The 12,961-nt window shown below is 73.4% G+C and carries 8 protein-coding genes; 4 read left to right on the forward strand and 4 right to left on the reverse strand.

Annotation, left to right across the window (positions count from 1 at the left end; all coding sequences use genetic code 11):
- The first annotated feature begins 63 nt into the window (after positions 1 to 63).
- A complete protein-coding gene (locus tag ACFWRV_RS01230) occupies positions 64 to 1,581 on the forward strand; it encodes a GAF domain-containing protein (protein WP_384326705.1) in 1,518 nt (505 codons plus the stop codon).
- A gap of 61 nt (positions 1,582 to 1,642) precedes the next feature.
- On the opposite strand, the gene ACFWRV_RS01235 is transcribed toward ACFWRV_RS01230, so the two are convergent.
- Complete coding sequence (locus ACFWRV_RS01235) at positions 1,643 to 2,074, reverse strand: Lrp/AsnC family transcriptional regulator (RefSeq protein ID WP_383266969.1); 432 nt, start codon at positions 2,072 to 2,074, stop codon at positions 1,643 to 1,645.
- 117 nt (positions 2,075 to 2,191) lie between these two features.
- Here ACFWRV_RS01235 and ACFWRV_RS01240 point away from each other — a divergent pair, with 117 nt between their 5' ends.
- On the forward strand, positions 2,192 to 3,415 hold the full coding sequence (locus ACFWRV_RS01240; RefSeq protein ID WP_384326607.1) for a nitrate/nitrite transporter: 1,224 nt from the start codon (positions 2,192 to 2,194) through the stop codon (positions 3,413 to 3,415).
- Positions 3,416 to 3,488: 73 nt separating this feature from the next.
- Here ACFWRV_RS01240 and ACFWRV_RS01245 read toward each other — a convergent pair whose 3' ends face one another.
- Together ACFWRV_RS01245 and ACFWRV_RS01250 are read right to left on the reverse strand one after the other, a co-directional pair.
- On the reverse strand, positions 3,489 to 5,672 hold the full coding sequence (locus tag ACFWRV_RS01245; RefSeq protein WP_384326609.1) for a ThuA domain-containing protein: 2,184 nt from the start codon (positions 5,670 to 5,672) through the stop codon (positions 3,489 to 3,491).
- Positions 5,669 to 8,158 (reverse strand): PQQ-dependent sugar dehydrogenase, encoded by a 2,490-nt coding sequence (locus tag ACFWRV_RS01250; protein ID WP_384326611.1) that lies wholly within the window; start codon positions 8,156 to 8,158, stop codon positions 5,669 to 5,671. Before ACFWRV_RS01250 ends, ACFWRV_RS01245 begins: the two co-directional genes overlap by 4 nt.
- 445 nt (positions 8,159 to 8,603) lie before the next feature.
- Here ACFWRV_RS01250 and ACFWRV_RS01255 point away from each other — a divergent pair, with 445 nt between their 5' ends.
- Both ACFWRV_RS01255 and ACFWRV_RS01260 read left to right on the forward strand, forming a co-directional pair.
- Positions 8,604 to 10,127: an acyl-CoA synthetase gene (locus ACFWRV_RS01255; RefSeq protein ID WP_384326613.1), complete on the forward strand. Its 1,524-nt coding sequence runs from the start codon at positions 8,604 to 8,606 to the stop codon at positions 10,125 to 10,127.
- Positions 10,120 to 11,526, forward strand: coding sequence for a carboxyl transferase domain-containing protein (locus ACFWRV_RS01260; RefSeq protein ID WP_384326615.1), 1,407 nt, complete (start codon positions 10,120 to 10,122; stop codon positions 11,524 to 11,526). The genes ACFWRV_RS01255 and ACFWRV_RS01260 overlap by 8 nt, the downstream gene beginning before the upstream one ends.
- 6 nt (positions 11,527 to 11,532) lie before the next feature.
- Here the strand turns inward: ACFWRV_RS01260 and ACFWRV_RS01265 are convergent, their stop codons facing one another.
- Positions 11,533 to 12,798 carry an MFS transporter gene (locus tag ACFWRV_RS01265; RefSeq protein WP_384326617.1) on the reverse strand — a complete coding sequence of 422 codons (1,266 nt, stop codon included), beginning with the start codon at positions 12,796 to 12,798 and terminating at the stop codon, positions 11,533 to 11,535.
- Positions 12,799 to 12,961: the final 163 nt, after the last annotated feature.

Below are 12,961 nucleotides of genomic sequence, written 5' to 3' on the forward strand. Positions count from 1 at the left end.
GAGTCCGGCCGGCCGGCGGAGTCCGGTCCCGCCGAGTCCGGGTCGGCTCTCGGGCGGCTGCCGATGCTCCTGGAGGCGGTCCTCAACGTCGGCAGCGACCTGGAGCTGGGCTCCACCCTCCAGCAGATCGTGGAGACCGCCGCCGCCCTCACCGGGGCCCGCCACGGTGCGCTCGGGGTGCTGGACCCGGACCGGGACCGGATCGAGACGCTGTACACCGCCGGGATGACGGAGGCGGAGCGGCAGCGCCTCGACCTCTTCCCTGACGACGCGTCCGGAGAGCCGACCGCGCTGACCCGGCCGGGCGGCCCGGCGGACGCACCGGCGGGCGGCCCGCCGGTGCGCAGCTTCCTCCGGGCGCCGATCGTGGTGCACACCGAGGTGTTCGGCCACCTCTACCTCGGCGGGAAGCGGCCTGAGCCGTTCACCGACACGGACCTGGGCCTGCTGCGGGTGCTGGCCGCCCAGGCGGGCATCGCCATCGGCAACGCCCGGCTGTACGGGACGGCCCGGCAGCGCGAGCGCTGGATCGCCGGAGCGGCGGCCGTCACCACGGTCCTGCTGACCGGAACCGACGCGGCCGACGCGCTGATGACGGTGGCCGAGCAGGCCCGGGTGCTGGCGGGCGCGTCGGCCGGGGTGATCCTCCAGCCGACGGAGGCGGGGGGCATGGAGATCGTCACCGCCTCCACGCGGGACGATCCGGCGGGCATCGTCGGCACACTGATCGAGCCCGGCTCCGCCGTGCTGGTGCAGCTGCTCGGCGGCGAACCGGTCTTCATCGACGACTCGGCCACCGATCCCCGGATGACCACCGGCGTACGCTCCCGCTTCGGGCCGAGCATGATGCTGCCGCTGCAGAGCGGCGGGCGGCTCATCGGCACCCTCGCGCTGCCCCGGCGGCGCGGCGAGCGCCCCTACACGGATGTGGACCGGCTGCTGGCGACCCAGTTCGCCTCGCAGGCGGCCCTGGCCCTGGTGCTGGCGGACGCGCAGGCCGACCGGGAGCAGCTCGCGGTGTACGAGGACCGCGACCGGATCGCCCGTGACCTGCACGATCTGGTGGTCCAGCGGCTCTTCGCCACCGAGATGATGCTGGAGTCGACCCGCCGCCGTGCCGCGTCGGAGGAACCCCGAGAAGGCACCGGGGACGGCGGGGAGGCGAAGGCCGGGGTGCTGCTGGGGCGGGCCGTGGACGAGCTGGACTCGACCATCCAGGAGGTCCGCACCGCGATCTTCGCCCTCCAGCAGCCGCCCGCCGACGCCCCGAGCACCTTCCGGGGCCGGGTGCTGCGGGAGACCGGGGGCGCGGCGGCGCTGCTGGGCTTTCCGCCGTCGGTGCAGTTCACCGGGGCGGTGGACGCGCTGGTGGGCGAGGAGACGGGCCGGGAGCTGCTGGCCGCCCTGCGCGGGGCGCTGGCCGCGGCGCACCGCAGGCCCGGGGTGTCGGCCATCGAGGTGGAGGTGGACGCCACGGTCCGGCTGCCCGACGGGCAAAGCGGGGTGCGGCTGGTGGTCGCCGACGACGGGCGCGGCGAGGACGGCCGGCCGACGACGGTGACCTGGCAGGCCCCGGTCTGAGGCCAGGGGCGACCTCGCGGGGCGCCGGCGTTCCGGCCCGGGAGATCCCGACATGCGGCCCTCAGTGTTTCGGGGCCGCCCGCAGTGCGATCCGGGTGTTGGAGTGGGCGATGCCCGCCTCCCGTTTCAGCCGGCGCAGCAGGGTGTCCAGCGCCCCCGGGTCGGCGGCGGTGGCCCGCAGGAGGTAGTCGTGGCCGCCGGTCACGTGCACCACCTCCGTGATCCCGGGCAGCATCAGCACCGAGCGCTCGAACTCCTCGTTCGTCGTGTCGAGGCGCAGCGTCACGTCGATGAAGACGACCAGGCCCGAACGGGTGTCGGCGGCCGGGTCGACGATGACGGTGAAGCCGCGGATGACCCCGTCACGGCGCATCCGGCGGACCCGGTCGCCCGCCGCGTTGGCGCTGAGGCCCACGCGTACGCCCAGATCCCGGTACGAGATCCGGGCGTCCTCCTGGAGAATGCCGAGGATTTCCCTGTCCAGCCGATCCATAGGGAGATTGTCCCAGCTTGCGGCGATATCGGCTGAGGGAACCCGAGGGGACCCACTGTCCCCCGGTCGGCGGAGTCCGGCGGGCCGTGCGGTGCCCCGCGCCCTTGACTTGTCTCCGTGGACACCTCCGTCAAGCAGTCCCCCGAGCCTCCCGCCCAAGCGGCAGCCGCGCCGCCCCCGGCCGCGTACCGCAATCTCGTCCTGGCGACGGTCGGCTTCGCTCTGACCTTCTGGGCGTGGAACCTGATCGCGCCGATGTCCGGGGACTACAAGGACCGGCTGGGGCTCAGCTCGTTCCAGCAGTCGTTCCTGGTGGCGGTGCCGGTGCTGGTCGGGTCGCTCGGCCGGATCCCGGTGGGGGCGCTGACGGACAAGTACGGCGCGAAGCTGATGTTCCCGCTGGTCTCGGCGCTGACGATCGTGCCGGTGCTGCTGCTGATCCCGGCGAAGAACTCGTACGGGGCGATGCTCGCGGTCGGCTTCCTGCTGGGGCTCGGCGGGACGACGTTCGCGATCGGCGTTCCGCTGGTCAACTCGTGGTTCCCGCCGCACAAACGGGGCTTCGCGCTGGGCGTGTTCGGGATGGGCATGGGCGGGGTGGCCCTGTCGGGCTTCTTCACCCCGCGCATCGCGAAGCACGGCGACAACCTGCCGTTCCTCGTGGTCGCGGGGGCGCTGGTGGCGTTCGCCCTGCTCGCCGCCGTCCTGATCAGCGACCATCCCGACCGGAAGGTCCCGACCGACACCCTGGTCCACCGGCTCGGCGAGGCCGGGAGGCTGCGGGTGACCTGGGAGCTGTCGGCGCTGTACGCGATCGGCTTCGGCGGCATCGTGGCGTTCGGGGTCTATCTGCCGACGTATCTGAAGACCTGGTACGAGATGTCGCCGACCGAGGCGGGCACCAAGGCGGCCGGGTTCGCCCTGGTCACGGTCGTCTTCCGGCCGGTCGGCGGCTGGCTCTCGGACCGGATCCACCCGGCGGTGGTGACCTCGGTGGCGCTGCTGCTGGCCGCGCTGATGGCGATCGTCCAGGCCTTCGAGCCGCCGCTGAATCCGATCGGCACGATCGCGCTGCTGGCCATGGCGGCCGGGCTCGGCACCGCGAGCGGCAGTGTGTTCGCCCTGGTCTCGCAGGTGACCCCGCAGCCGAAGGTGGGGAGTGTGACGGGCATCGTCGGGGCGATGGGCGGGCTAGGCGGGTTCGTGCCGCCGCTGGTGATGGGCGCGATCTACAGCGCCAAGGACAGTTACGCGATCGGCTTCATGCTGCTGTCCGATCTGGCGCTGGCGGGGTGTGTGTACGCGTACGGCCGGATGCGGACCGTCCGACGCGACGAGTGATCCGGCGGGGAGGGAAGTGAGAACGGCCGCGTTCCCGCCGGAACGCGGCCGTTCGTCCGTGGGCCCGGCGGGGCTATCCGCGCTGCCGGAGCCGCTGCCTCAGTTGCTGTTCGAACCGGTCCGCCCAGTACGCGGTCCGGTCCAGGTAGGCCGTCTCGGCGGCCTCCCCGGTCGTGCCGTAGGCCCCCTCGAAGGTCTCGTAGCCGTGGCCCGGGGGCGGATGGGAGGCGGCGGGTTCGATGGAGCTGCCCTCGTGCCACTCGTTGAACGAGGTGACGGAGACCCAGGTGGGGTCGCCGCCGATGGCCGGGTCGAGGGCGTTGTTCCACTCCAGGTCGTAGGAGGCCCCGTCCTCGCGGTCCAGGGTGGGGGTGGTGTTGCCGGGGACGGCCCGGTCGTCGAGGTAGCCGGGGGCGACCGAGGGGGCCCAGACCAGGCCGTTGGCCTTGGCGTAGTCCCCCGCGTTCTTCCAGCCCGGGGCGGTCGCCCCGGCGATGCCGTCGTAGGTGTAGATCCCGCCGAAGTGGTCGACCTTGCTGGTGTCGGTGGTCTGGGCGAGGACGATGGCGGTGTCCTTGACGGCCTCCAGCGCCGACCAGTCCTGGGTCCTCAGGCTCTCGAAGACGTAGTAGGCGTTGCGGTCGCCGTTCGCCGCGTCCCGGTAGAACGCCGGGTGGTCGCCGAACTTCCCCTCCAGATAGGCGATGTCGTCCACGACGGACTCGGCGGTGCGGCCGCCGTACGGCTCGATGTGCCAGGCGACCTCGATGCCGTGGCGGGCGGCGGCGTCCAGGAGGCCGGCGGCTAGGCCGTCCTCGTAACTGCCCTGCCCCCACCAGCTGGAGACGATGACGCCCGCGCCGGACCGCTTCACCCACTCCATGTGCTGGTCGACGGCTCCGGCGATGTCCCCGGAGTCGTACGGGCCGAGCTTCGGGTAGAGGTCGGCCCCGACGGATTCGGGCGGGGTGTGGCCGCCCTGCTGCCAGTGCCGCCAGGTGCCCGCCGGACCGTCCGGGGTGCCGTACCACGGGTAATAGAAGAGGTGCACGTTGGACGAGCCCTCGTCCTCGGTGACCGGGGCGCGGGTCAGGGTGAAGCGGTCGACGTCGAAGAGCGCGCCCGCTCCCCCGGTGAACCGCAGGAACAGCGGGCCCGTTCCGGCGGCCGTCAGGGTGGTGGTGACCTCGGTGAAGGTCTCCCAGCCGCCGGTCGGGGCGACGTCCACGGAGCCGAGGAGCGGACCGGTGGCGGAGCCCGAGCGGACCTCGATCGTGCCGCCCGCGCCGGCCGAGGAGACGGTGGCGGTGAAGGCGGTTGCCCCGGCGGTGTCGAGCGAGGAGAAGCCCGCCCAGTCGCCGGCGTCGATGTAGCCGAGGGTGGCTCCGCCGCTCGCCGGTCCGTGGGCGGCGCTCTGGACGCCGGAGGAGGAGGTGTACGCCTCCGCCTCCGCGCTGTCGCCGCCCGGGTCCGGTCCCGGGTCGCCGGCGGAGCAGTCCGCCTCGACGGCCCCGGCCGCGTACTGGACGCCGCCGAGCAGGAGTTGACGGAAATCCGGGTCGGCGAAGGACTCGATGGTGTGGCCGAGCCCGGTGTAGAAGGAGCGCCCTTCCTGCTGCTCGTGACACCAGGTGATGGGGTGGTCGCCGCCCATCTCGCCGCCGCTGTAACTGGATTCGTCCAGGGACTGGAGGACGTGGACGCTGTCGCGGGGATTGGACCGGTAGTTGTACCACTCGTCGGTCCGCGTCCAGGTGTCGTCCAGGTGCGCGGTCGCCGGGTGGGCGTGGTCCTCGGTGGTGAGGCGGGCCTCCTGGATCGCCGGGTGGCTCTGGAACCACGCCCCGACGAGGTCCTCGTACTCCGGCCAGTCGTACTCGGTGTCGGCGGCCGCGTGCACGCCGACGAACCCGCCGCCGCCGTCCACGTACCCCTTGAGGGCGCTCTGTTGGGTGTCGTTCAGGACGTCGCCGGTGGTGGAGAGGAAGACGACGGCCTCGTAGTCGGCGAGGTTCGCCGGGGTGAAGGCGGTCGCGTCCTCGGTGGCGGTGACGGTGAAGTCGTTCGTCTCTCCCAGTTGTTGGAGGGCGGCGATGCCCGCCGGGATCGAGTCGTGGCGGAATCCGGCGGTCTTGGAGAAGACCAGGACCTGGTACGGGTCGGCGGCTGCCGCGCTCTGGACGCCGGGGCTCAGGAAGGCGGCCCCGAGGGCGAGGGTGACCGCGCAGGCGAGTCGGCGGGTACGGGATCGTCTCATCGGTCGTTCACCTGCGCTCCCTGGGTGCTGAAGGTGAAGGCGTCCAGGTCGAACAGGCTGCCCTGCCCCGTCGGGCCGGTGAAGACGAAGAACAACTCGGTCGATCCGGCGGGGGCGTTGTTCACCTCCGCCGTGACGTCCACGAAGTTCTCCCAGCCGCCGGTCGGGGCGACGGGCAGGGAGGAGAGCAGCGTGCCCGTCGGGGAGCCGGCCCGTACCTCCAGGGTGCCGCCCGCGCCGCCCGAGGCGACCCGGGCCGTGATGGAGGTGGCGTTGGAGAGCACGTACGGCTTGAAGGAGACCCAGTCGCCGTCGTCCGCGTAGCCGACCGTCGCGCCGCCCTCGGCCGGGCCGTGCGGGGCGACCTCGACGCCGTTCTGGGCGGCGAAGTGCTCGCCCTGGCGGTGGCGGGGCTGGAGGATGGAGTCGCTGTGCGTGGTGAGCCCGCCCGCGTCGGTGTACTCGGCGTCGAAGACCCCGTAGATGTTGGCGGCGCTGTCGTGCTCCCCGTCGACGGGTACGTCGATGGTGCCGGAGCAGCCGTTCTTCGAGGTGATCTGGTGGCGGTGGCTGTCGTGGCCGAGGAGGTAGGTGACCTTGACCTTGGAGCAGTCGATCGTGCCGTCCTCGGGGTCGCTGACGCTCACGGTGAAGGGAACGGAGTCGCCGAAGGAGAAGAGGCTGCCGTCCGCCGGGGTGGTGAGGGTGACCGTGGGCGCGGTGTTGCCCGCCGTCACGACCAGGCTGGCGGATCCGGTGAGCCCTTCGGGGTCGGTGACGGTCAGGGTCGGGTTGAAGGTCCCGGCCGTGGTGTAGGTGTGGCTGGGGTCGGCGTCGGTGGAGGTGGTTCCGTCGCCGAAGTCCCAGGCGTAGCTGAGGTTTCCGCCCTCGGGGTCGGCGCTGCCGGCCGAGGAGAAGGAGACCGCGAGCGGAGTGGGCCCGGAGGTCGTGTCGGCGGCGGCCCTGGCGACCGGGGAGCGGTTGCTGCCGGCGAGGTATTCGACGCGGTACAGGGCCTGGTTGTTCGCGCCGGTGCCGTAGTCGAGGACGTAGAGCGCGCCGTCGGGTCCGAACGCGGAGTCCATCACCTGGGTGCCGGTCCACGGGAAGGTCTCGATGGTCCCGGGCGATCCGTCGGCCTCGACCTCGACCGGCTTGATCCACTTGCGGCCGTACTCGGTGGCGAAGAAGCGGCCGTCCAGGGAGGCGGGGAACTTCACGGCCGAGTCGAGACCGGCGTCGAAGTTGTATACGGGTCCGGCCATCGGGGACTCGGAGCCGCCGCCGAACTCCGGCGGGGAGCCCGCGTCACCGGCGTACCGGATCCAGGCGGGCTGGGCGGGCGGCAGGGTGGCGAGTCCGGTGTTGCGGAAGGAGTTGTTGGCCGGGCCGCCCGCGCAGTCGTACTTCGCTCCGGACGGGCCGGAGGGGAAGGCGTACTCGCCGTACGTCTCGGTGGGCGTGTTGGCGCCCGTGCAGTAAGGCCAGCCGAAGTTGCCGGGCTCGGTGACGCGGTTGAACTCGACCTGGCCGCTGGGGCCCCGGCCCGGGTCGGTGGTTCCGGCGTCGGGGCCGTAGTCGCCGATGTAGACGGCTCCGGACTTCTGGTCGACGGACATCCGGAACGGGTTGCGGAAGCCCATCGCGTAGATCTCGGGGCGGGTGTTCGCGGTGCCGGGGGCGAAGAGGTTGCCCGCCGGGACGGTGTAACCGCCGTCGGCCGTGGGCTTGATCCGCAGCAGCTTGCCGCGCAGGTCGTCGGTGTTGCCGGAGGACCGCTGGGCGTCGAACTGCGGGTTGCGGTCAGCGCGTTCGTCGATGGGCGCGTAGCCGCTCGACTCGAAGGGGTTGGTGTCGTCCCCGGTGGTGAGGTAGAGGTTCCCGGCGGCGTCGAAGTCGATGTCCCCGCCGACGTGGCAGCACTGTCCCCGGTCGCTCTCGACTTCGAGGACGACCTTCTCGCTGCCGAGGTCGAGCGTGCCGTCGGTCTTGAGGACGAAGCGGGAGAGGTTGAGGTGCCCCTTCCACGGCTCGAAGTCGGCGGCCGAGCCGGTGGTGGGGGCGTCGCCGGGCGGGGTGTTCAGGAGCGGCGAGTAGTAGAGGTAGACATGGCGGTTGGCCGCGAAGTCCGGGTCGGCCGCGATGCCTTGGAGGCCCTCCTCGTCGTGGGTGTAGACGTCGAGCTTCCCCGCTGTCTTCGTGGACCCGGCGGCGTCGGTCAGCCGGACCGTGCCGTCGCGGGCGGTGTGCAGCACGGACCGGTCGGGCAGCACGGCGAGCGACATGGCCTCGCCCAGTTCGGCCGCGCCGAGCGCGAGTTGGACCTGCTGGTAGTCGGCGGCGGGGATGTCGGCCGCGACGCGTGAGGCACGCGCCTCGGGGTCGGCGGCGAGGGCCGGGCCGGCGGTGGGGACGGCGAGCGCGGCCGCGAGGAGTGCGGCGAGCGCGGTGGCGTATCTGGACCACCGTGGGGGTGCGGGTGACATGGTCGTTCCTTCCTGACGGTACGTGGGGTCCCTCAGGCAAGGCGCTGTCGCGCTTTGCGACGTACGGGCCCCGGTGGCGGGGCGTACGGCGTGCGGCGTTCGGTGTGCGGACGTGCGGTGTGCAGACCTGCGGTGTACGGGCGTGCGGCGTGCAGACCTGCGGTGTACGGGCGTGCGGCATGCGGCGTGCGGTGACTGCGCCGGTGCACGGGCACAGGCAGCTTCTTTCTCCCGGAGAGCGCTCCAACGCATCGGCCAGGGAGGCTTTTTGCATGCTGGCAACGTGAAATTAATTTGTCAAGGTCGTGTCAAAATTGCGGTTGAGTGCCCCGTGCAGCAACGTGACGGGCGGGACAAGCCCTGCGGAGTCGGGCCCGGGGTGACGCTCCCCTCATCGGCATCCGCATCCCGCCGGGATCCGATCCGAAGCCCTAGGCTTCCCGGCGTGACCGACCTTCTTCCCGCGCTCCAGTCCCCCACCGGCCCGGCGGCCTCCCGGGAGGCCGTCCGCTTCGGTGACCTCTCCCTCACCTACGGCGGGCTCGCCGGGGCCTCCGCCACGCTCGCGGCCCGTATCGCGGACGCGGGCCGGGTCGCCGTCTGGTCCACCCCGACGCCGGAGACGGTGATCGCGGTGGTGGCGGCACTGCGGGCCGGGGTCTCGGCGGTGCCGCTCAACCCCCGTACCGGCGAGAGCGAGTTGGCGCACATCCTGGCCGACAGCGAACCGACGGTGGTGCTGACGGGGCCGGACGACACGCTGCCGCCCGCGCTGGAGCAGCTGCGGCGCGTGACGGTGGACGCGCGGGAGGCGGCGAAGGCCCCGAGCGGGTACGCCACGGAGAAGGCGGCCCCGGAGGAGCCGGAGGCGTACGCGGCAGGCGGGGCGGACCCCCGGGACCCCGAGGCCCCCGCCCTGATCGTCTACACCTCCGGCACCACCGGGCCGCCCAAGGGGGCCGTCCTGCCCCGCCGGGCCCTCGCCGCGTCCCTGGACGCGCTGGAGGACGCCTGGGGGTGGACCGGCGAGGACGTCCTGGTCCACGCGCTGCCGCTGTTCCACGTCCACGGACTGATCCTGGGCGTCCTGGGCCCGCTGCGCCGGGGCGGCTCGGTGCGCCACCTGGGGACGTTCTCGCCCGATGGCGTGGCCCGTGAGCTGGGCTCCGGCGGCACGATGCTCTTCGGCGTGCCGACGATGTACCACCGGCTGGCGCGGGTGCTGGACGGCCCGGCGGGCGTTGCCGAACGGGACTCGCTGGCAGCTTCGCTGAGCGGGGCGCGGCTGCTGGTCTCCGGGTCGGCGGCGCTGCCCGTGCACGACCACGAACGCATCGCGGCGGCGACCGGGCGGCGGGTCATCGAGCGGTACGGCATGACGGAGACCCTGATGAACACGGGAATCCGGGCGGACGGCGCGCCGCGCCCCGGCACGGTGGGCCCGCCGCTCGCCGGGGTGGAGCTGCGCCTCGCGGAGGACGACGGCGCGGTGCTCGACGAGCCCGGGGCGATCGGCGAGATCCAGGTGCGCGGCCCGAACCTGTTCACCGGCTACCTCAACCGGCCCGACGCCACCGCCGCCGCGCACACGGCGGACGGCTGGTTCCGCACGGGAGACGTCGGCACGGTCGGCGCGGACGGGTATGTGACGATCGTCGGCCGCAAGGCCACCGACCTGATCAAGAGCGGCGGCTACAAGATCGGCGCGGGCGAGATCGAGAACGTACTGCTCGCGCACCCCGGGGTCCGGGAGGCAGCGGTGACGGGCGAGGAGGATCCGGACCTCGGTGAGCGGGTCGTGGCCTGGGTGGTCGCGGCGGACCCCGGCTCTCCGCCCTCCCCCGAAGAGTTGGCGGACCGGGTCGCGGCCGAACTGGCCCCGCACAAGCGCCCGCGCACCGTGCGCTATCTGGACGCCCTGCCCCGCAACGACCTGGGCAAGATCATGAAGAGGTCGCTCCGTGCCTGACGAGAACCCCGCCCGCGCGACGGCCCGGGAGGCGATCGCCCTGCTCACCGGTGCGACGGGCTTCACCGAGCACCGCCCGCCGCCGCGCCTCCTGCCGCCGGACGGTCCGCTCGGCTGGGCGGGGTACGACGCGGCCCGGGAACGTGCCTCGGCCCGGACCGGCGAGGAAGAGTCCGTGGTGTACGGCACCGGGGTCGTCGGCGACCGCGCGTGCGTGCTGCTCTCCTTCGAATTCGGCTTTCTGGGCGGCTCGTTGGGACGTCAGACGGGAGACCGGCTGGCGGCCGCGTACGCGTTGGCCCTGACCCGGCGACTGCCCCTGCTCGCGCTCGTCGCCACCGGGGGCAGCCGGATGCAGGAGGGCATGGTCGCGCTCACCCAGCTCCAGCGGGTGGCCGCCGCCTCCGTCCGGCTGCGCGCGGCCGGGCTCCCGCAGATCGCGGTGGTCCGCGACCCGACGACCGGCGGCGGCTGGGCCACGGTGGGGGCGGGCGCGGATGTGGTGCTGGCGCTGCCCGGCGCGCAGATCGGCTTCGCCGGTTCCCGGGTTCGGCCGCCGGACGCCGACCCGTCCGCGTACAGCGCCGAGGGCCAGTTCGCGGCGGGCCAGGTGGACGCGGTCGTCCCGCCCGACGAGCTGGCCGCCACGGTGACGCACTGGCTGACCGCGCTCGGCCCGCACGACGTACCCGGCGCCCCGCCAGCGCCCGGCACCGGCCCGCACGCGCCGCTCCCCTCCTGCGGGCCCACCGCCGCCCCGCTCCCCCGCCCCCTCTCGGCGGCCGGGCTTCCGGAGACCGGGCGGGAGGCGGTGGCGCGGGCCCGCGACCCGCGGCGGCCGCGCGCCGAGGCGTACCTGGCCGACTACTTCGCCGTACGCCTCCCCCTCCACGGGGACCGCTCCGGCGGCGCGGACCCGGGGCTGCTGTGCGGCTTCGGGCTGCGGGCGGACGGCTCGCCCGTGGCGTACGTCGCCCAGTGCGGGACGCCGACCCGCCCGGCCGGATACCGCACGGCCGCCCGGACCATCCGGCTCGCCGACCGGCTCGGCGTGCCGGTCCTGACCCTCGTCGACACCCCGGGAGCGGCCAACGACGCCGAGGCGGAGCGGGCGGGCGCGGGCGCCGCCATCGCGGACGCCTTCGCGGCGATCGCGGCGGCCCGGGTGCCGGTGACGACGCTGGTGATCGGCGAGGGCGGCTCGGGCGGGGCGCTGGCGCTCGCCGCACCGGACAACACCCATGTCACGGTGGACAGCTACTTCTCCGTGATCGCCCCGGAACTGGCCGCCGCGATCCTCAAGCGGCCGGCGGCGGAGACCGGCGCCACCGCCGACCAGTTGCGGCTGCGCCCGCAGGACCTCCTGGAGCTGGGGATCGCCCGCTCGATCGTGGGGTGAGTCCGCTCACGGCTGCGGGTCGCGGGCGTCGTAACGGGCGAAGGCGCGCCACTTCAGCGCGAGCAGGGCCACGCCGGTCACGCACAGGATGCCGCCGCCGGTGACGGCGACGGTGGGCGAGGCGAGGTCGGCGACGGAGCCGGCCAGGAAGTCGCCGAGGCGGGGGCCGCCCGCCACGACGACGATGAAGACACCTTGGAGCCGGCCGCGCATCTCGTCGGGCACGGCCGCCTGGAGCATCGTGTTGCGGAAGACCATGGAGACGGTGTCGGCGCAGCCGGCGAGGGCCAGGAACAGCAGCCCGAGCCAGAGGTTGCGGGTGAGTCCGAAGACGGCGATGGCGGTGCCCCAGGAGCCGACGGCCAGCAGGATCGCGAGTCCGTGCCGCCGGATCCGGCCGAGCCAGCCGGAGAACACCCCGCCGAGCAGTGCGCCGAGGGCCGGGGCGGCGACGAGCAGGCCGGTGGTCCGCGCGTCACCCCCGTACCAGAGGACGGCGACGACCGGGAAGAGGGCACGGGGGTGGGCGAGGACCATCGCGCACAGGTCGGTGAAGAAGGTCATCCGCAGGTTCGGCCGGGTCCCGAGGAACCGCAGCCCGTCCAGGACGGAGGCCCGCTTGCCCGTCTCGTCGGCCTTCCGGTCGGGCAGCATCGAGGGCAGCCGCCACATCGCGTACAGGGAGGCGGTGAAGCAGACGGCGTCGACGGTGTACGCGGCCCGGTAGCCCCACCAGCCGACGATCAGGCCGCCCAGCATCGGCCCGACGAGCGTGCCCGTCGTGCTGGTCATGGTCGTCAACGCGTTTGCGGCGGGCAGCTGTTCGGCCGGAAGGAGCCGGGCGATCATCGAGGAGCGGGCCGGTGCGTTGAGGGCGAAGCAGACGGCCTGGAGGGCGACGACCGCGTACAGCAGTCCGACCTGCTCGATGCCGGCGACGGTCGCCGCCACCAGGGCGAGGGAGAGCACGAACGACCCGGCGGCGCTGAAGAGCCCGAGCTTGCGCCGGTCGACGGTGTCGGCGACGGCCCCGCCGTAGAGCCCGAAGACGACGAGCGGCACGAGCGAGCAGAACCCGATGAGCCCGACGGAGAACGCGGAGCCGGTGATGTCGTAGACCTGGAGCGACACCGCCAGCGCCGTCATGCCCTGGCCGATCCAGGAGACGGTGTTCCCGACCCAGAGCCGCCGGTAGTCGGGCGAGGTCCGCAGGGGTGTGAGGTCGGCGAGTATGTGGGTGCGTCGTGCACGCGGTTCGGCGGTTTCGGTCACAGGGGATGGTAGCCGCGCCCGTCGCGGAACCTCCTGGCTGCCCCTGCCCCTGCCTCGTCGCCGTCACGGGTGAGCGTGGTGCGTGAGGCCCGGCGGACGGCGGCCCCGCGGGCTTCCTCGCCGTGGGTGTCACGGGGGAACGCCGCCCGGGGAGGCCGGTGGG

The organism is Streptomyces sp. NPDC058576, assembly GCF_042718715.1.
Classification (GTDB): Bacteria; Actinomycetota; Actinomycetes; order Streptomycetales; family Streptomycetaceae; genus Streptomyces.